The organism is Acinetobacter calcoaceticus, from assembly GCF_016508255.1.
Taxonomy (GTDB): Bacteria; Pseudomonadota; Gammaproteobacteria; order Pseudomonadales; family Moraxellaceae; genus Acinetobacter; species Acinetobacter calcoaceticus_E.
Genome location: NZ_JADVKT010000001.1, coordinates 494,768 through 513,954 on the forward strand (window position 1 = coordinate 494,768; position 19,187 = coordinate 513,954).

Consider the following 19,187-nt stretch of genomic DNA (forward strand, 5'->3'; position numbering starts at 1 on the left):
CCTATTGTGAACAGAATCATTTACAATAGAGCCACTTAATTGTATAACCCAGCAAATGCAAGGAATAGGAACATGACAACCATTACTTTACCTGCACTTCCATATGGCTATGATGATTTAGCGCCACATATTAGTAAAGAAACTTTAGAATACCACCACGACAAACACCACAATACCTATGTTGTTAACTTAAACAACTTAATCAAAGGAACTGACCTTGAAGGTAAAACTTTAGAAGAAATCATTAAAGCAACAGCTGGTGATGCATCTAAAGCTGGTATTTTCAACAATGCTGCTCAAGTTTGGAACCATACATTCTATTGGAATTCTATGAAACCAAATGGTGGTGGCAAGCCTACTGGCGCAATCGCTGCTAAAATTGAAGAAGCTTTTGGTAGCTACGAAAAATTTGCAGAAGAATTTGCTGCTGCTGCAACTACTCAATTCGGTTCAGGTTGGGCTTGGTTAGTTGCTGATGAAGTAAACGGTAAATTATCTATTACTAAAACTTCGAATGCAGACACTCCACTTGCACACGGTCAAGTTGCTGTATTAACAATTGACGTATGGGAACATGCTTACTACATCGATTTCCGTAACTTACGTCCTAAATACATCGCAACTTTCTTAGAAAGCCTTGTGAACTGGGACTATGCAAATGCAAAACTTGCAGGCCAACCAGCAGGCGTAGAGAAATAATTTTATTTCTTTATAAAAAAACCACCCTATTTTGGGTGGTTTTTTTATTTTTAGTACCTTAAAAGCATATTAATCAAGCAAACGATTCATTTTCTTTAATATTCTTATTGACGCTTTTAGATTTCATCCATAAAATGCGCATCAGATTCTCCAATAGCTCAGTCGGTAGAGCGACGGACTGTTAATCCGCAGGTCCCTGGTTCGAGCCCAGGTTGGAGAGCCATCTACTAATCTCCCATAGCTCAGTCGGTAGAGCGACGGACTGTTAATCCGCAGGTCCCTGGTTCGAGCCCAGGTGGGAGAGCCAAGATTCTAAAAGCCCACATCTATTGTGGGCTTTTTCTTTTCCCGTCATTTAATACTTTTCTATTATTTTTAATAAAATCAATGTTTCGAATATTTTTAAACCAAACGATTAGATATTCATACTAATTCTTTTATTAACCCTTGACCTTACACCCTTTCCTGCCTAAAATCCTTTTCCAGATTCTCCAATAGCTCAGTCGGTAGAGCGACGGACTGTTAATCCGCAGGTCCCTGGTTCGAGCCCAGGTTGGAGAGCCAAGATTCTTAAAAACCCACTCATCATGAGTGGGTTTTTATTTGTATGATGCCTTCACATGTTCGAATCGAGTCATTTATTTTTTATAGTTTTAGGTTGCGTAAGCACCTGCATTTTTCTTCTTGTTTGTTTTCGTCCCTACTTATTTCCAAAACAAAAATTCTTTGCTCGTCCTGTCATTACCAACTTTGAAACTCAAATGTTTATCCGCTTAAAACAAAGTTTTCCAAGTTATCATGTTTTAGCACAAGTGGCTTTTAGCGCTTTAATTACCAGTAAGGACTACAAAATTCGTAGCCAGTTCAACCGAAAAGTTACCGACTTTGTTGTGCTTAACGAAAAGATGGAAGTGATTGCCATTATTGAGCTAGATGACCCTTCCCATCTTGAAAAAGCGGAAGAAGATCGTATTCGTGATCAAATGCTCACAGAAGCAGGTTACATAGTAAGACGTTATACAAATATCCCGACTGTACGTCAGCTACAAAAGGATATTCATTAATTAAAGACAGCTTTTATTTTTTTTTCAGAATTTGCCGCTTCTTTTTCAGCTATTCGTTTTGCCATTTCTATACGTTGCTGCTCATATTTTTTTTTAGTCTTAGCATCACTCTTTGCAGCCAAGAAAAGTATTCCAATAATCAGAAAAGGAATAAGTAAACCTAATCCCATTAATAACCAAGGAATAGATTTTTTCTCAACAGGTTGCTGGTTCATAAGTGATTTAAACTCAAACGGTATCAATTTTAAGATGCGTAACAATATAACAAAAAAAGAGCCACTATAAAGAGGCTCTTTTCTTAAGATAACGTCTAGTTAAGTAAATAAAACTCAGAATTTGCCTGTACAGTGAGGACTTTGGCTAGCATCTTTCTGCGCATCAGTTAGCACAATACCGGTACCTGCTGACATATTAGTTTGAATAAAATCTACAGCATTTGCATTTTGACATACGATTGCTTGTGTATGAATCGCATTCGGTACAATTGTTAAGTTATAACCCTTATCGTAGGCTGCTTGAGGGAAAAACTTTAAAGCATTCGCTTTCATATTTGCGAATAAGGCTTGCGTTACTACAGGCAATACTGCCTGATCTTTTTCACCTTGAATAATAAATACAGGTGCTTTAATAACTTTCTCGGCTGTAGCATTTGTCGCGGGTTGAGTCGCTGTCAAGAAATTTTGAACAACTTGATCTGCTTTGAATTTATTCAGATCAATACCGTATTGCGCAATTTGGTGTGTAGGATCTGCCAAGAAAGCTAAGATTCCCGCTTTAAATTTCTCTTGTAGGCCATTTGCAGTATCAGGTGCAGAATAACTTAAACATGCACCATCATCTCCTGTACGACCATAAGCCAATTCAGCAATGTCAGCCGCTCCTGAGGTAAAGATTGACTTCATATCATAATTTGGTTGTTGTGCCTTAATCCCTGCACTTGCAAAGGCAGCATATGCTAGCAATTCGGCATAACCATCTGCCGTTTTATCAATTGTTGGTACAGCAAGCGCCATTGGATCATTTGGAGACATTTGTCCTGCAGCTATCGCTGCATCAATCTGCCTGCGTACTGCAATTGCCTGATCTAATTTACTAAGCTTATAGCCACTGTCTTGATTCATTGCAGGATCAATATAAATTTGAATGATTGTGCCCAAGCTAGATGCCGGTGCCCCCGCTACCGCTCCTTTATAACTTGCATCCGTATTGGCAAATTCAGCAGTGCCCAATGATGCATGCCCACCTTGTGACTGGCCAATTGACATCCAATCACCTTTTAATTGGTTACCATAATGGTCTTTTGCTGCTTTGACTGCCGCTAGTGCAGATTTTGCTTCACTTGATAAGTTTAAGTAAGGATGCACTCCTGGTGTACCTAAACCCTCATAATCTGGTGCCACAATTACATAACCCGCAGCTAACAAACTTTCAGCTAGAATTTTAAATCGTGGATTAATTGTATTTTTACTTGGTGCACAACCGTCACCCACTCCAACAGTTCCATGTTCCCACACAACCACTCGATAACCATCTTTAGGTTGCGTTGCTTTTGGAAACAATACCATCGCGGTAGCAGTGGCTGTTTTTCCTTGAACATTTGTCATGTTATAAGTCATGACTTTGATCGATGAAGCATTATCAACTTGATCAATAGCGTAATTACTTTCAGACAAAAAGGTTTTATTTGAATCTATCCCAGTATAATCGTCATTGTTATCATTACACGCTGTAAGAAATAATGCTGAAACTGATAATGTTATAGCTAAAGCAATTTTTGACCGTTTCATAGAATGTCCTTTTTATGTGTTATTTATTCCGCATAATTTTTATGCACAAATATTAAGACATAAAAAAAGTGCTCTGCATAGAACACTTTTCAACCTCATGGTCATTTTTACTATATGAAATTTAAAAATATTCCTAGAAAAATGATTAATCCAACCCAGCGATTGTGACGGAATGCCCAGAAACAAACCTGAGGGTTGCGGTCTTTGGTTTTAATTGTTTGATATATAAAATCGAATGCAACAATAATTAAAGCGATGATCGCCCATGGAAATAAGATATTTTCTAAATATAGCGCAGCACCAATCAAAACAAGGCTGGTTGCCTGTAAAAGCGCAATAATCTGAATGTCATATCGACCAAAAAGAATAGCGGTAGATTTCACACCAATCTTTAAATCATATTCACGGTCTGTAATTGCATATTGAGTATCATAAGCCACTGTCCAGGCCAGATTACCAAAATAAAGAAGCCAGCACGTCATATCTAAAGGCTTACCCATTGCAGTAAATGACATTGGAATTCCCCAAGAAAATGCCATACCTAAAACCACTTGTGGCAAATGGGTATAACGTTTCATGAAAGGATATACAAATGCTAAAACCAACCCTCCTAATGCACAGTAAAATGTTGCTATAGGTAAAAAGAACAGCGTACAAGCACTGGCAAATACTAGTGCTAAAAATACATACACCGCTTCTTTTGGACTAATTACCCCTGTTGCCAAAGGACGTGTTTTTGTCCGCTCAACATGGGCATCTACTTTACGGTCTGCAAAATCATTAATTGCGCAACCAGCGGCACGCATAAAAATTGTACCTAATACCATCGCCAAAAGAATATGTAGAGGTGGCATTCCCTCTGCTGCAATCCAAAGCGCCCACATGGTTGGCCAAAAAACCAGTTCAGTACCAATTGGCTTATCAAATCGACATAGATAATAATAAGCTTCTAAGCGCTGGCGCCATGTTATGCTTGTTGCAGTCGTCATCGTAATTCCTTGTCGTGCTGCTGATATAAAAAAGCTTCAAAAGCTGGTAGGAAGGTTTCCTGAACAATAAATTTACAACCATGCCAAGTATAGCAACTTTGTCTCGTCCACCCTTCTGGCAAACGAATGACACGGCGGTCACAAAGTGGTGTTGTTCTTTGAAATAAAAAAAAGCCAATGGGTGTAGAACCAATGTGCTGAAATATACGTGCTTTTTTTTGTAAGCTTTGAATTGGAAAAATACTTTTTGCTTTGACCCAAGGTTCTGCTTCACTGCCATACAAATAAGTCTCTCTGACCCATGAGGTATGGGCATGAGACATCTTCATCCATTGGCTATCTGCAAAAGTTAAACGCTGAAAATGTTCTTTAAAAGGCTTTACACTAAACTGCCCACCACCAAGTTCAGTTAATTGTTGGGTCAGTGAACCAGACGCATACAACCATGTTTTCAACTCAGGATTTAAATTCTTTTCCTGTTTAAGTACTGGCTGCCGTTTACGCATAATCTGCTCACATGAAAACTCGCACCTAGTTTACCCCAATTTTTTGATAAAAAACGTAGAGAATTCAATCAACATTCCAAGCAATAAAAAAGCCTGCTTATGCAGGCTTTTTTATGAAAATATGTATTACAAGCTGTAGTACATATCAAACTCAACTGGGTGAGTAGTCGTGTTAAGACGACGTACATCTTCAGTTTTAAGTTCGATATATGCATCAAGCATTTCTTTAGTGAACACGCCGCCTTTTAACAAGAATTCGTGATCTGCTTGAAGTGCTTCAAGAGCCATGTCTAAGCTATGTGCAACTGTTGGGATTTTTGCTTCTTCTTCTGGAGGAAGATCGTACAAGTTCTTATCAGCAGCTTCGCCCGGATGGATCTTGTTTTGGATACCGTCGATACCAGCCATTAACAATGCAGCGAAACCTAAGTACGGGTTCATCATTGGGTCTGGGAAACGAGCTTCGATACGCTTACCTTTAGGGCTAGAAACGTATGGAATACGGATAGACGCAGAACGGTTACGCGCTGAGTAAGCAAGCATAATTGGTGCTTCGAAGTGAGGAACCAAACGCTTGTATGAGTTTGTAGATGGGTTTGTAATTGCATTCAATGCCCGAGCGTGCTTGATCACACCACCGATGAAGTACAACGCCATTTCAGAAAGGCCTGCATATTCATCACCAGCAAACAAGTTCTTGCCATCTTTAGAGATAGACATATGAACGTGCATACCAGAACCGTTATCACCTACCATTGGTTTAGGCATAAAGGTAGCAGTTTTTGCATATTGGTGCGCAACGTTCCAAACAGCATATTTGAACTGTTGAACTTCGTCAGCTTTACGTACAAGTGTATTAAAGCTCACACCAATTTCTAACTGGCAAGATGCAACTTCGTGGTGATGTACTTCTACACGACCTGGGCCCATGATGTCTTCGATTTTTGCACACATTTCTGCACGCATATCTTGTGAAGAATCAACTGGAGGAACTGGGAAGTAACCGCCTTTAACACGTGGACGGTGACCAGAGTTACCAGACTCGTAGTCTTTACCAGTAGACCAAGCAGCTTCTTCAGCGATTAATGTATGACGAGCGCCAGACATATCGATGTCCCACTTCACTTCGTCAAATACAAAGAATTCTGGTTCTGGACCAAAGAATGCAGTATCACCGATACCTGTAGATTTTAAGTATTCTTCTGCACGGCGAGCAATCGAACGTGGGTCACGCTCATAACCTTGACCAGTTGAAGGTTCAATAACGTCACAAGTCACAACTACAGTTGGCTCAGCAAAGAACGGGTCAACAAAACCAGTTTCTGCATCTGGACGTAAAATCATGTCAGATGCTTCAATGCCTTTCCAACCAGCGATTGAAGAACCATCAAACATTTTACCGTCTTCAAAAGTATCTTCATCAATAGAATCAGCTGGGTAAGTTACGTGCTGTTCTTTACCCTTAGTATCAGTAAAGCGAAAATCGACCCATTTTGCGCCACTTTCTTGTATGAGTTGAAGGACCTTGTTCGCCATGCTCATTTTGCTCCAATGAAATTTTGTTGCACTTGTTAAGTGCGTGTTAATTGCTGGTATATATAAAGCAATTCTCATACCAACTTTATAAGACTTACCTAAAACATTGAATTGCTTATAACTATCGATGATTTAGGTCCCTTGTCCTGAACCCATTATACTGTTTGCATAGTTAAATGCACCATATTCAGACATTTTCAAATTATGGCATATATGAATGGCTCACAATCGCCCCAATTTAGTGCAAAATTGTTGCGCCAATATAATTCACTGCATCAATATCTAACAGCAATTCATGATCATAATACTTTCTTATATAGCAAGCTGACATTCTTATTGCAATGAATGAAAAGAATAAACTAAGTCATCTATCACCTCATGCCTCATCCATTAAAATACCGAGGTTTTATGAAATTATTTTTACTTATGTCAAAAGAGACGCTTAAATCTGTTAAAAAATCTAATTTTGCCTGACTGAAGTCTCTTTATGTCATAGGTTTTTGGTCAGCTTTGGTGCAACTCCCTTCTATTGTTTTAATTTGCTTCCAATATCATTGCTAGTTTTTTATTTTTTACCTTTTGGTATATACCTTTTTTATACATGACAAACTTGCTTTTAAAATTAAAAAAATCTAAAAAATAAAACATAACTTTTTTTTATAACTAAACAAACTAAAAGTTTTGTTTTTTTAAACTACAAATATGTTCAAAGGATTTGAAATGAAGCATGAACTCGAACAATATGACAAAGCTTTTTTCGGCCATCCAAAACCATTAAAAACTTTATTTTTTACAGAGCTTTGGGAAAGATTTTCTTATTATGGAATTCGGCCTTTACTTGTTCTTTACATGGTCGCAATGGTAAATGACGGTGGTTTAGCACTTGATCGACCAACCGCAGCAGCAATTGTTGGCTTATTTGCTGGTTCTATGTATTTAATGACTGTTTTAGGTGGATGGATTGCTGATAACTGGTTAGGTCAAGCACGTTCTGTCTGGTACGGTTCTATTATTATTGCACTAGGTCATTTATCTATTGCCCTCACTACCATTTTTGATCAATTCTTTTTTTATTTCGGTCTAGTTCTTATTGTTCTTGGATCAGGTTTATTTAAAACCTGTATTTCAGTTATTGTAGGAACTTTATACAAAGCACAAGATAGTAGACGAGATGCCGGCTTCTCCATTTTTTATATGGGAATTAATATGGGCTCGTTTATTGCCCCGCTTATTACAGGTCTATTAGCTCGCGATTATGGCTGGCACTTAGGCTTTGGGATTGGTGGCATTGGGATGCTAATTGCTTTATTAATTTTCCGCTTTTTGGCTGTCCCGCAGCTCCAAAATTTTAATGAATTGCGTGAAGAAACTGATAACTGCAATAGACCTATGGTAGAAAATAAAAATGCGCCTAAAATTGTATTTAGCTTTTTATTCGCTGTTGCAGCAGTTATTGCATTAACTTTCTTTGGCGTAATCCATATTAATCCGGTCGCGGTAGCCACTTATCTAACAGTCGTAATTTGCATTGGAATTATTGCTTACTTTGCATATTTACTCCTTTTCCTGAATTTAGAGCAGCATGATAAATTCAAAATTATTATTTGCTTCGTTTTATTAGCAGCATCTGCCCTATTCTGGTCAGCTTTTGAACAAAAACCCACAACTTTTACTCTATTTGCACAAGATTATACGGACCGTATCGTTTTCGGGTTTGAGATCCCAACTGTATGGTTTGAATCAATCAATGCTCTGTTTATTATTGTTTTTGCTCCGGTTGCAGCTTGGCTTTGGGCTAGACTAGGTAAGGTAAATAAAGACCCAAGCTATATCAGCAAATTTATTATTGCGCTGTTATTCGCTGCAGGTGGTTTCTTATTAATGTCACTTGCAAGCCGTTTTGCTATTGCAGGTGGATTAGTTTCACCATTCTGGTTAGTCGGTACTTTATTTCTACTTACTATCGGAGAACTTTGTCTAAGCCCAATTGGCTTATCAACTATGACTAAACTTGCACCTGATGTCATCCGTAGTCAAATTATGGGTCTATGGTTTACAGGTTCAGCTTTGGGTAATCTCATTGCTGGTTTAATTGGCGGGCACGTATCGGCAGATGGTATTAATCATTTACCTACCCTCTTTATGCGATGTGTTTTAGCGTTAGTGATTGGCGCAATCGTGTTATTTTTATTAAAGAAACCTATCAATAGATTAATGAATAAAAGTACCAGTAAAGTTCAACCTGAATTGGAAACCATATGAGCATTTTAACTGTTCCAGAAAAACTTGAGAAACTTCGCGAAATGATGCGCAATCAACAAATTGATGCATTAGTTGTCATGAGTGCCGATCCTCACATGTCAGAATATTTACCAGATTACTGGAAAGCAAGACAGTGGCTCAGCGGGTTTAGTGGCTCTGTTGGAACACTAGTAGTGACTCAAAGCTTTGCAGGCCTATGGGCCGATGGGCGCTATTGGGTACAAGCCGAACAACAACTTGTAGGAACAGGCTTTGAGCTTCAAAAACTAACGAGCGATGAGTCTTCAACACATTTGGCATGGATTGAACAGAACTTGGCAGCGGGATCAGTGATTGGGGTAAATGGACAGACATTATCCATTCAACAATTTAAAGCTCTTGAGCATACTGCAAGACTTAAAAGCTACAAACTCGAAACCCAACAAGATTTAATTGACGCTATTTGGGCTGATCGCCCTGAACTTCCTTCACAAAAAATCTATTTAATGACTAATGGATTAAATGCCCTATCTCGTAAAGAGAAAATTCAGGCTATTCGTGAAGCTTTAAATAGTAAAAATATTAAAGGCCACTTCATTTCATCTTTAGATGATATTGCTTGGATCTTAAATGCACGTGGGAAAGATGTAGAATATAACCCTGTGTTCCTCTCACATTTATATGTCAGTGCAACAAAAACTGTTCTTTTTATTGATGCTGACAAAGTTGATAGAAACACTCAACAAGCTTTCGCAGCCGATGGTATTGAAATATGCCACTACGAAGATACAGCTAAGTTTTTAGCCAATCTTTCTGATGCTTCTGTACTTTTAGATCCGGCTAAAGTATCGATTTTTCATGAACAAGTCATCGCAAATGATATTCAGACTGTACATGACATCAATCCAAGTACACTTTTAAAATCGCGTAAACATGCCAGCGAAATTGCTCATATACGAAATGCCATGCTTAAAGATGGGGTTGCACTCTGCCACTTTTTCCATTGGTTAGACAAAGCACTTCATCATGGTGAATGCATTTCAGAATTGACAATTGATGAAAAGATTACAGCCTTCCGTGCTCAACAAGACAACTTTATAGGGCCAAGTTTTTCAACAATTGCCGGCTTTAATGCCAATGGAGCATTACCGCACTACCGTGCAACTGAAGAGCACTACTCATTTATTGAAGGCGATGGTTTATTGCTGATTGACTCTGGCGGTCAGTATGCCGATGGAACAACTGATATTACTCGTGTTGTTCCAGTGGGTACGCCAACGATAGAACAAAAACGTGATTATACTTTGGTTTTAAAATGCCATATTGCTTTAGCTAGAACCATTTATCCAGAAGGTTTAGCAGCACCTCTGCTCGATTCAATTTGTCGACATACTTTATGGCAACAAGGTCTAGATTATCGTCATGGAACTGGGCACGGCGTAGGCTTTGCGCTTAATGTACATGAAGGTCCGCAAGTTCTTTCTTATTACGCACCTGTTCATGCCTACAGCAAATTACGCGAAGGAATGATTCTTTCCAATGAACCGGGACTTTATCATGAAGGTAAATACGGTATTCGCATTGAGAACCTCGTTGCAAACTGTCTTCATGCTGGATTTGAAAAAACCTACGGTGATTTTTTAGAGTTTGAAACGCTCACACTTTGCCCAATCCATTTAGATTGTATCGTTGTTGATATGCTAACTAAGGAAGAGAAAGATTGGCTAAACCACTACCATCAAACTGTTCAAGACAGACTAGCTGAACATTTGTCTGGAGAAGTTTTAGACTGGCTGATTTATAACACTCGAGCTATTTAAATATTTAATAGCGTTAAACCAAGTCAAAGCTTTGAAAGATTCAAGGCTTTGACTTAAGCTCTATTAAGATATGTAAAGAATTAGAAAGCATATTAAATATCTATTCTAATCTGTTTATTATTTTTCCATTTAATTACATTCTTTGTCCAATAAACTTTTAGGAATTTTTTTCTTATAAAATTCAAATTCTTTTGTAATATTTTTATCTTTGTTTCCAACAAATGATTTATTGGCGATTAATTCCATAACGCCTTTATTTGATTTTTTACTATCATCAGCAATGAGATCATCTAATTCATCATTAGCTTCTATTAAGCCATTCTCATATCTGTATTTTAGATAATTTGTATTAATCAAACTATCCTTCTTGAAATTGAACTTATATTTTTCTTGTCCAGATTCTTCATAAAGGCTCAATATAAGAGAACAATAATTTTTCTCTTTTTTCAATTCAATCCCACCACCTTCAGGACTAATTCCCTGATCAGTTAAATCTAGCTCATAGATTTTCTTTGGGGACAAATTAGTGTTAGCGGATAAGTTACATCCAGTTAAGAATATGAAAAAACTAACAATAAGTTTTGTCATCTTACCTTGTTTATTTAACATCATATACTACCTTTAATCGATCACCATCTCATTTGATCTATAACTACATTCGTGTCACACAGGGCAAGGACTTGCTCTACATATTGAAAACTCGCTTTTAACCTCATCTATATTTTAATAACCAACTAACTAATTTATAAGTATGTATGTGGGTGCACTTCCTCTGTAAAAGATAAAGTCGAAGAATATAAAAATTCTGATATAGTAGCCACCTATTGAGGTGGCTTTATTTTATACATGAGTACTTTTTCAATCTTGAGTACCAAATTGAGTATCAAAACCACATCAAAATAAAATTCCCTTACTTATTAGCGAGTTGAATCTAAAATGCTTCTAATGATCGACAATTACGACTCTTTTACCTACAACATCGTCCAATATTTTGGCGAGTTGAATCAGGAAGTAAAAGTTGTTCGCAATGATCAAGTCACATTAGAGGATATTGAACGATGGCAACCGAAATATCTTGTGATTGGTCCTGGCCCTTGCTCTCCAAGTGAAGCAGGTATTTCCATTCCTGCAATTAATCACTTTGCCGGAAAAATTCCTTTGCTTGGCGTGTGTTTAGGGCATCAAAGTATTGGGCAAGCTTTTGGCGGAAACATTGTAAGAGCCAAAACGGTTATGCACGGACGTTTATCTGATATGTACCATAGCAATAAAGGTATTTTCAGTAATCTTCCTAGCCCATTCTCAGCAACTCGTTATCACTCTTTGGTGATTGATCAGCAAACACTGCCTGATTGCCTTGAAGTAACATGTTGGACCAATGAAGCAGATGGCTCAATGGAAGAAATTATGGGTGTTAAACATAAGACATTGCCTGTTGAAGGTGTGCAGTTCCACCCAGAATCAATCTTGAGTCAACATGGCCATCAAATCTTTAAGAACTTTTTAGACATCTACGCATAAGGTAGCCTCGAATAAGTTGTTTTAAGAATGATTTGATAAGTAACCTAAATAAAAAAGCCAACTGCAATGAGTTGGCTTTTTTTATGGCTAAATCAATTACAGCTTTAACTGTTGCACAATCGATCCATCTTGTTTAGCCACCAAAGATTCGCAGAGTTGAATACGCTCTTTGGTTTGTTTCAATCCCCTTTCTACACCGACCAACTCTTTAGTTCGTGGTGCAAAAAAATCATTTAACTGTGTCGCTTGTTGTTGTGTACATGCCGCCCCACTAAACATAGCAGGGAAACGCCCAGCCGAAGATTTACCTAAACGATCAAAAACGGCATCATGATTTACTTTAAACCAAGACCACAAGCCACCTTGCTCATCTCCATATTTATTGATCGAGTTAACCACGGTACGAACCTCACCGACTTTAACACGCGGGTTCAAAATTAACTGACGTGCTTGTTGGCGTGTTGCTTCTTGATTTGCTGAACCTAGTGCCGTAAGAATCGCAAGACGCTGTGTCGGTTGAGTCACACGTTGTAACTCTCCAGATAAACGGTCAAAAGCAGGTTGGCCTTTTTCTTGTACACGTACAGCTAAAATGGTGGGTAATAATTCAGGTGTTACTTGCGCAAAGTTAAGCTGCTTTTGAGCAAAGAGAGCATCTGATTGTTTTAATAGTTGTGTGCGGACTTCTGGAACTTGGATATCTAAAGCAAGAAACTTAACCAACTCACTACGCCATAAACTGTCTTCGGCTGATTCCCCTGTTTTGCTTACATAACCCAACTGATTTAATTTAGGTAAATATAAATTTGCCAAAACTTTTCTAAAATGTTCACGTTCAACTTCTGTTTTCAATACATGACGATGAATGGCACTTAACTGAAAAAACAACGCAGTACTAATTTGTCGGCTATTCGAATTAGCAAATTTCTTCGCAGCATCTACTACAGCCAATAAATTAATATCGCCATGGTTAAATGCGGCGGAAATTGCATAGGCATAAGCCAACTGTTCAGTATTAGAAAGCTTTTCTGTAGCAGCAGTCAGACGAGCAAATTCTTTTTGAGGCAAACTAAATTGGTAATATCCCGCCGCATTTGCATTTGGAATATACCAACTGCCAAGGCTGGCACCTTTGAGTTCAATTTTGGCTTCTGCTTGGTCTACCAGTTCACACTGAACTTTACTGCCTGCATTTGGAACTTCATAACGCACACATAACGGAACTCCCCATAAGCTTCTTGCATCTCCTTTTGAACCCACAGGTAAATAACGGCTTTGTTTCACATTTAAAAAGACTTTATTGCCTTCTTGCTGTAGTGAAGTATTGAGTAAAGGTACACCAGGTTGGTCAAGGAAACTTTTCATCGCTTTGGCAAAACGTTCACCTTGCTCAGACTGCTCTGCTAAAGCACTAATTAAATCATTGGCTGTCGCATTACCATATTGGTGCTTATTAATATAATTGCGTACACCTTGTTTGAATTTTTCTTCGCCTAAATAGCTTTCAAACATATTTAAAACAGCCGCACCTTTTTGATAAGTGATGCCATCAAAAGCTGTTTGAATATCGGCATTGCTTAAAATGGGCTGACGAATACGACGTACACTCACCAAGCTATCACTTTTCATGGCATCTGCGGTATCCGCAATACGTTCTAAGTTAGCATTAAACTCGGGATGTAATTTTTGAGTGATTTTACTTTGCATCCATGTGGCAAAGGATTCATTGAGCCACAGATCATCCCACCACGGCATCGTGACGACATCACCGAACCATTGATGCGCCAGCTCATGTGCATTGACATTAAATGAATTTTGTACAAAAGAGACTGGTGAGTCCTTATCTAACAACATTAGATAGTCTCTAAAAGTAATAAGCCCTGGGTTTTCCATGGCTCCCGCTGCGAAGTCTGGTGCTGCAAGTAAATCTAGCTTGTCAAATGGATAACCAAAGGCAAAATAATCTTCTAAAGTTTTTAAAATGGCTGGTGTTTCAGATAAGGCATGCTGCATTTTTTCAGCTTTAGCATCGGGTGCAATGCCACGTAACTGGATCGGCTGCTTACGCCATGAAGTAGACCCAATATCAGGCCCTTTTTGTAATTGCCACGGTCCGACAGCCAATGCAAGTAAATAAGTTGGCAGTGGTTTGGTTTGTGCAAAGCTTAGCGTTTTCCAACCCGATTTGTCTGCTTGCACAGATGTTTGCTGGGTATTGGCGAAGCCTGAATATTTGCTTGGAATCGTCAAACGAATATTAAACGGCGTTTTAAAACGTGGCTCATCAAATGACGGAAATGACTGGCGTGCACTAATCGCTTCCATTTGAGTCATCACATAGGGTTTACCTTCAAACTGGATTTTATAAATACCATCGAGCTGTTGGTCATATGCCGCATTAAAATCTAGAACGAGTTGATACTGGCCTGCGGGCAAAGTCTTGGCAAATTTAATTTTACTTACCCCATCGATCTCGGAGGCTTGCTCATATTTTGCCGTGGTTTTGACGCCCTCTGCCGACGTGATACTCACATCTTTCACCGTCAAAGATTTACCATGAATCCAGATGTGATCTGTAGCTTGAGCCAGTTTTAAATGAATAGTGGTTTTACCGGTATAGCCTTTTTGTGAGGGATCAATCTTAAAATCTAAATCATAAGATTCGGGTACGACCCATTCGGGTAATTTACCAATCGGGACTTGTTCACTGTTATTAGACGCAAAAATCTGCGTTGCTGATAAAGATAATAATGTTGTAAGTAGCAATCTTTTTTTAAATGAAGGCTTGACCAGCATAAGGGGTTTTATCCTCTGTAGTTTTAAATAAAAAGATGCAGCAAATGCTGTACCACTTTGCTGCATCCACACATCATTCTTAGAATTTATAGTTAAACTCCAACCAACCTTGACGGCCGAATGGTGAATATGATCCTACCGGATAATACGGCCAACCACCTGTGTCATCTCGTTTCACTTTGTCAAACAAGTTATTAATAATGATTGAAGCAGAGGCTTTTGGAGAGATTTGATAAGTACCACTCCAGTTCACCAAATACGTTGGACTTAAGTAAACAGTTTGGTCACCGTTTGGAATTTTGCCATAACGATTAACTAATACTGTTGACGCCCAATCTCCGAAACTCCAGCTTAGACTGGTATTAAAACGGTCACGCCAATCAGGAATGGTTAAATCTTTTAAATAGTCATCTTTCTCACCGTCTTTTGATTGTTGATATTCATGTTCTAGTACACGGCTATAGTTCACCGTCCATAAGAAGTTACCCAAACTTTCTGTTTTCCAGCGCCATCTGCTAGTGAAATCAATCCCACGGGTATGATCTGATGCAGCATTAATCGGAACAATATTAATATTCTTAATCACATTCGGATCGACAACTGCATTTGCAGGGTTACGCTCTACGCGAGCCAAGGCATCAATACAGGCAGCAGAGTTAATATCTTGGTTGCCTAAACGACAATCTGCTTCTAAACGTAGAATTTTGTCATCACTTAAATTTGTCACAAGATTATCAATTTTGATATCCCAGTAATCGACACTGATATCAAATTTATTGGTGGGTGACCAAACAAAACCTGCACCATAAGATTTACCCTCTTCAGGTTTTAGCTCTTTGTTTCCAGTTAAAGTATAGTTTGCCCCAGGTGAATAATCTTTAAAGCTACATTTATCTAAAGCTTGTCCCGTTTGACTACAACGTAAATAATCGGTAGTACTTGGGAAATAACCTTTTTGCTTATTTAAAAACAGATAGTTCATATCTGGTGCACGAAAACTAGTCGCGTAGTTACCGCGCACCAATAAAGTCGGATGGGGCCTAAACTCTAGACCTGAACCAAAAGTTAGCTTATCAATACTGTTTTCTGACAAAGCATAACGGTCATAACGCCCTGACAGCGTTAAATTTAAGGGCTTTGCTAAAGGTAAGAATAATTCGGCACCGAGTGCTTGGCGGGTCCGTGTTCCCCCATATTCACCACTAGAACTTGCATTGTAATACTCACCATTTTCAAGTGCCTGATCTGGCTTAATCGAAAAGCCTTGACGCCCAATTTCGGCCACAGTCGCAAGTTTGGCCGTTCCTGCAGGTAACTTAAATACGTCACCATTCGCGCTTAAGGTTAAACTTTGCGCCCACGACTTATCTTTTTCTTTTGTTGTGCCCGAAATACTTTCAAATTCACTTGCTGTGAGTGGTCGACTTAAACGATCTAAGCGAGGCGAATAAATAGGAATACCATCTGCATCTGTACCAAGTTGCTGACCTAAGAAATATTCATCGACACTCGAACGTAATAAGCCTTGGCGGCTTAGGTCACTGGTATAAATGGAACCATTATAGGCCGCCTCATAACGCCAGCTCGTCTCGCCAATATCGCCTCGAATTCCGAAATTTAAGTTAGAAGAAAGCTCTTTCCACTTTTTATTTACGCGCTCTACCCCACCTAATTCTTCAGGTGCAAAACGGCGATTCCAAATTTCATAATTGCCTGAATCTTGATTGAGGAAATAACCACTCGATGCACCTAAAGAAGTCCATGTCGGACCACGGGTATTATTTTCGATTTGATTGGCACCAATTAAAACATCGGCAAATAATTGAGTTTTATCATTTAACTCATAATCTAAACCGAGATAACCATTTTGACTGCGGTTTTGGGTTTGAACAGTCCAATAGGTTGGTCGTGCCAAACCACTGGCACAATTGTCTGCACCTGCTTGCCCTATATTATTTACCGAGCCCTTAAATAAACCATTAAAGGCCTCACACCCTCCAATTGAAAGATATTTACCCGTATTGGCATTTTTTCGGCCTACAACTGTGTCAGGCTTCTCACCCAAACGTGTTCGGCTCGACATAAAATCTCGATCGGCTGCCCATATCGGCTCACGGCCACTGAGTTCAACCCCATAAACGAGATTGAGTTTATCTAAAGTTTTACTGCCACTCAGTTGTAAACGTAAATTTTCACCGCCTTCTTTGGTTCCACCTGCCTTGATATTAAATTGTGTGCCGTCTGTTTTCTTTTTCAGAATAATATTTACAACGCCCGCAATTGCATCCGAACCATAAATTGCAGAGGCACCACCGTTTAATATTTCAATACGGTCAATAATGGCAGTTGGAATATTGGCTAAATTAACGAAGTTGACAGAACCATCATACGGTACAGGATAGTCTGCAACTCGATGTCCATTAATCAAAGTCAAAGTGTGGTTCGGCCCTAAGCCACGTAAACTAATGGCGTTAGCTGCAGGTGTAAAAGTATTTCCATAATCTGCACCTTGTACAAAACCTGTGTTCTGCGTCAGGTTATTGAGTGCATCAAATGCATTACTAAAACCTTGTTTTTCAATATCAGCTGCGGTAATCACAGTCACACTGGTCGGACCATCTTTTTGTGCTTTTGAAATCCTTGAACCTGTCACAGCAACGCGGACCACTTTATCTGGTTTAGTTTGGTTTTGTGATTGTTCAACAGCTTCTTCTGCGTAGCTTTCTAATGGATGAAGCAATGCAACAAATACAAAAATAAATGAGCGTTTATTTCTTAAAGCTCCTAGATATTTCGAGTTATTTAAATACATATTTATTGATAGATATAATAAAGATCGCCCTACTATATCCATTTTTATTTGCTTGATTTATACGCTTTTTTTCTAGATATATTGATGATTAAGATATACCAAATGGTTAATTATTTATCATAAAAACTCACAACAAACTAAAACCTTTTTCATTAAATAAATTGTATTTATGAATAAAACCAACGCAGTAAACTAGCAAAAATTTTAAAACTCTTAAGGAACTACAAAAATCTTTGGTTATTTTCTGCTAACATAGCTCCCTGTAGCTAGTGAATCATGGAACGCAATAGGCCGAACCTCCCACTCTTGATCAACTTCACCTAAAAATTTTAATCATTAATGCTGTAAATCATGACTATGAATATCCAACAGGCGCTCAACCACATTACCAAGAACATTCATTTGACTCAGCCTCAAATGGAAGAAATTATGCGCAGCATCATGCAAGGTGAAGCAACCGAAGCACAAATTGGTGCTTTAATGATGGGCCTACGCATGAAAGGTGAAAGCATTGACGAAATGACGGCGGCCGCACGTGTCATGCGTGAATTTGCGATCAAAATTGATGTGAGTGATATCAACCATTTAGTTGATATTGTGGGTACTGGCGGCGATGGTCAAAATTTATTTAACGTGTCTACAGCGTCTAGCTTTGTAATTGCAGCAGCAGGCGCAACCATTGCAAAACATGGTAACCGTGGCGTTTCAAGTAAATCAGGTTCATCTGACCTACTTGAGCAAGCAGGTATTCATCTTGATTTAGATATGCAACAAACCGAACGCTGTATCCGTGAAATGGGTGTGGGTTTCTTGTTTGCACCAAACCATCATAAAGCGATGAAATACGCTGCTGGCCCACGTCGTGAGCTTGGCATTCGAAGCATTTTCAATTTACTCGGCCCACTGACCAATCCGGCTGGAGTAAAACGTTTTGTGATTGGTGTGTTTTCAGATGAACTTTGCCGCCCTATTGCCGAGGTCATGAAACAACTGGGTGCAGAACATGTCATGGTTGTTCATTCAAGAGATGGACTCGATGAAATTAGCCTTGCTGCTCCTACTGCGGTGGCAGAATTGAAAGATGGCGAAGTTACTGAATGGACACTCAACCCTGAAGATGTCGGTATTGAATCACAAACTTTAAACGGTTTGGTCGTCGCAGATGCTGCTGCCAGTTTAAAACTGATTAAAGATGCATTAGGCAAAAATAAAACTGACATTGGCGAAAAAGCAGCAAATATGATTGCACTCAATGCGGGTGCAGGAATTTATGTGGCTGGCATTACCAAAACTTATGCTCAAGCTGTTACATTCGCGCAAGATATTATCTATGGCGGACAAGCCTTAGAGAAAATGAGTGTTTTGGCTGAATTTACCAAAGCATTAAAACAGTCTCAGGCAGATTAAGGATTTCTC

At 38.8% G+C, this 19,187-nt stretch carries 14 protein-coding genes and 3 tRNA genes; 9 read left to right on the top strand and 8 right to left on the bottom strand.

The window, feature by feature from the left end; genetic code table 11:
- The first annotated feature begins 72 nt into the window (after positions 1–72).
- The 5 genes from I5515_RS02365 (at position 73) to I5515_RS02385 (ending at position 1,763) form a co-directional block, all read left to right on the top strand.
- Positions 73–699: a superoxide dismutase gene (locus I5515_RS02365; RefSeq protein ID WP_199964565.1), complete on the top strand. Its 627-nt coding sequence runs from the start codon at positions 73–75 to the stop codon at positions 697–699.
- Positions 700–846: 147 nt separating this feature from the next.
- Positions 847–922 (top strand) — tRNA-Asn (locus I5515_RS02370).
- Positions 923–930: 8 nt separating this feature from the next.
- Positions 931–1,006 (top strand) — tRNA-Asn (locus I5515_RS02375).
- A gap of 181 nt (positions 1,007–1,187) precedes the next feature.
- Positions 1,188–1,263, top strand: a tRNA-Asn gene (locus tag I5515_RS02380).
- Positions 1,264–1,319: 56 nt separating this feature from the next.
- Positions 1,320–1,763, top strand: coding sequence for a DUF2726 domain-containing protein (locus I5515_RS02385; RefSeq protein WP_199964566.1), 444 nt, complete (start codon positions 1,320–1,322; stop codon positions 1,761–1,763).
- Here I5515_RS02385 and I5515_RS02390 read toward each other — a convergent pair.
- The 5 genes from I5515_RS02390 to glnA all read right to left on the bottom strand — a co-directional run bounded on the left by I5515_RS02390 (position 1,760) and on the right by glnA (position 6,587).
- Positions 1,760–1,978, bottom strand: coding sequence for a hypothetical protein (locus I5515_RS02390; protein WP_199964567.1), 219 nt, complete (start codon positions 1,976–1,978; stop codon positions 1,760–1,762). The two genes, I5515_RS02385 and I5515_RS02390, sit on opposite strands and share 4 nt — an antisense overlap.
- A gap of 114 nt (positions 1,979–2,092) precedes the next feature.
- On the bottom strand, positions 2,093–3,550 hold the full coding sequence (locus I5515_RS02395; protein ID WP_199964568.1) for an alpha/beta hydrolase family protein: 1,458 nt from the start codon (positions 3,548–3,550) through the stop codon (positions 2,093–2,095).
- A gap of 110 nt (positions 3,551–3,660) precedes the next feature.
- Complete coding sequence (ubiA, locus tag I5515_RS02400) at positions 3,661–4,539, bottom strand: 4-hydroxybenzoate octaprenyltransferase (protein ID WP_199964569.1); 879 nt, start codon at positions 4,537–4,539, stop codon at positions 3,661–3,663.
- The gene (locus I5515_RS02405; protein ID WP_199964570.1) at positions 4,536–5,045 is read right to left on the bottom strand and encodes a chorismate--pyruvate lyase family protein; all 510 of its coding nucleotides are present in this window, start codon (positions 5,043–5,045) and stop codon (positions 4,536–4,538) included. The genes ubiA and I5515_RS02405 overlap by 4 nt, the downstream gene beginning before the upstream one ends.
- Positions 5,046–5,171: 126 nt before the next feature.
- Complete coding sequence (glnA, locus tag I5515_RS02410) at positions 5,172–6,587, bottom strand: type I glutamate--ammonia ligase (protein ID WP_003650573.1); 1,416 nt, start codon at positions 6,585–6,587, stop codon at positions 5,172–5,174.
- A 696-nt stretch (positions 6,588–7,283) separates the two neighbouring features.
- On the opposite strand from glnA, the gene I5515_RS02415 reads away from it, so the two are divergent.
- On the top strand, positions 7,284–8,843 hold the full coding sequence (locus tag I5515_RS02415) for a peptide MFS transporter (protein ID WP_199964571.1): 1,560 nt from the start codon (positions 7,284–7,286) through the stop codon (positions 8,841–8,843).
- Entirely contained in the window at positions 8,840–10,642 is a 1,803-nt protein-coding gene (locus tag I5515_RS02420; protein WP_199964572.1) for an aminopeptidase P family protein, read from the top strand. The genes I5515_RS02415 and I5515_RS02420 overlap by 4 nt, the downstream gene beginning before the upstream one ends.
- Positions 10,643–10,771: 129 nt before the next feature.
- Here I5515_RS02420 and I5515_RS02425 read toward each other — a convergent pair whose 3' ends face one another.
- A complete protein-coding gene (locus I5515_RS02425; protein ID WP_199964573.1) occupies positions 10,772–11,251 on the bottom strand; it encodes a hypothetical protein in 480 nt (159 codons plus the stop codon).
- A gap of 327 nt (positions 11,252–11,578) precedes the next feature.
- On the opposite strand from I5515_RS02425, the gene I5515_RS02430 reads away from it, so the two are divergent.
- The gene (locus I5515_RS02430) at positions 11,579–12,163 is read left to right on the top strand and encodes an anthranilate synthase component II (protein ID WP_039250772.1); all 585 of its coding nucleotides are present in this window, start codon (positions 11,579–11,581) and stop codon (positions 12,161–12,163) included.
- Positions 12,164–12,259: 96 nt separating this feature from the next.
- Here I5515_RS02430 and I5515_RS02435 read toward each other — a convergent pair whose 3' ends face one another.
- Both I5515_RS02435 and I5515_RS02440 read right to left on the bottom strand, forming a co-directional pair.
- Positions 12,260–15,031: a M1 family metallopeptidase gene (locus I5515_RS02435; RefSeq protein WP_199964574.1), complete on the bottom strand. Its 2,772-nt coding sequence runs from the start codon at positions 15,029–15,031 to the stop codon at positions 12,260–12,262.
- Positions 15,032–15,038: 7 nt separating this feature from the next.
- A complete protein-coding gene (locus I5515_RS02440) occupies positions 15,039–17,771 on the bottom strand; it encodes a TonB-dependent receptor plug domain-containing protein (protein ID WP_199964575.1) in 2,733 nt (910 codons plus the stop codon).
- Positions 17,772–18,128: 357 nt separating this feature from the next.
- On the opposite strand from I5515_RS02440, the gene trpD reads away from it, so the two are divergent.
- Positions 18,129–19,178: an anthranilate phosphoribosyltransferase gene (gene trpD / locus I5515_RS02445; protein WP_199964856.1), complete on the top strand. Its 1,050-nt coding sequence runs from the start codon at positions 18,129–18,131 to the stop codon at positions 19,176–19,178.
- Positions 19,179–19,187: the final 9 nt, after the last annotated feature.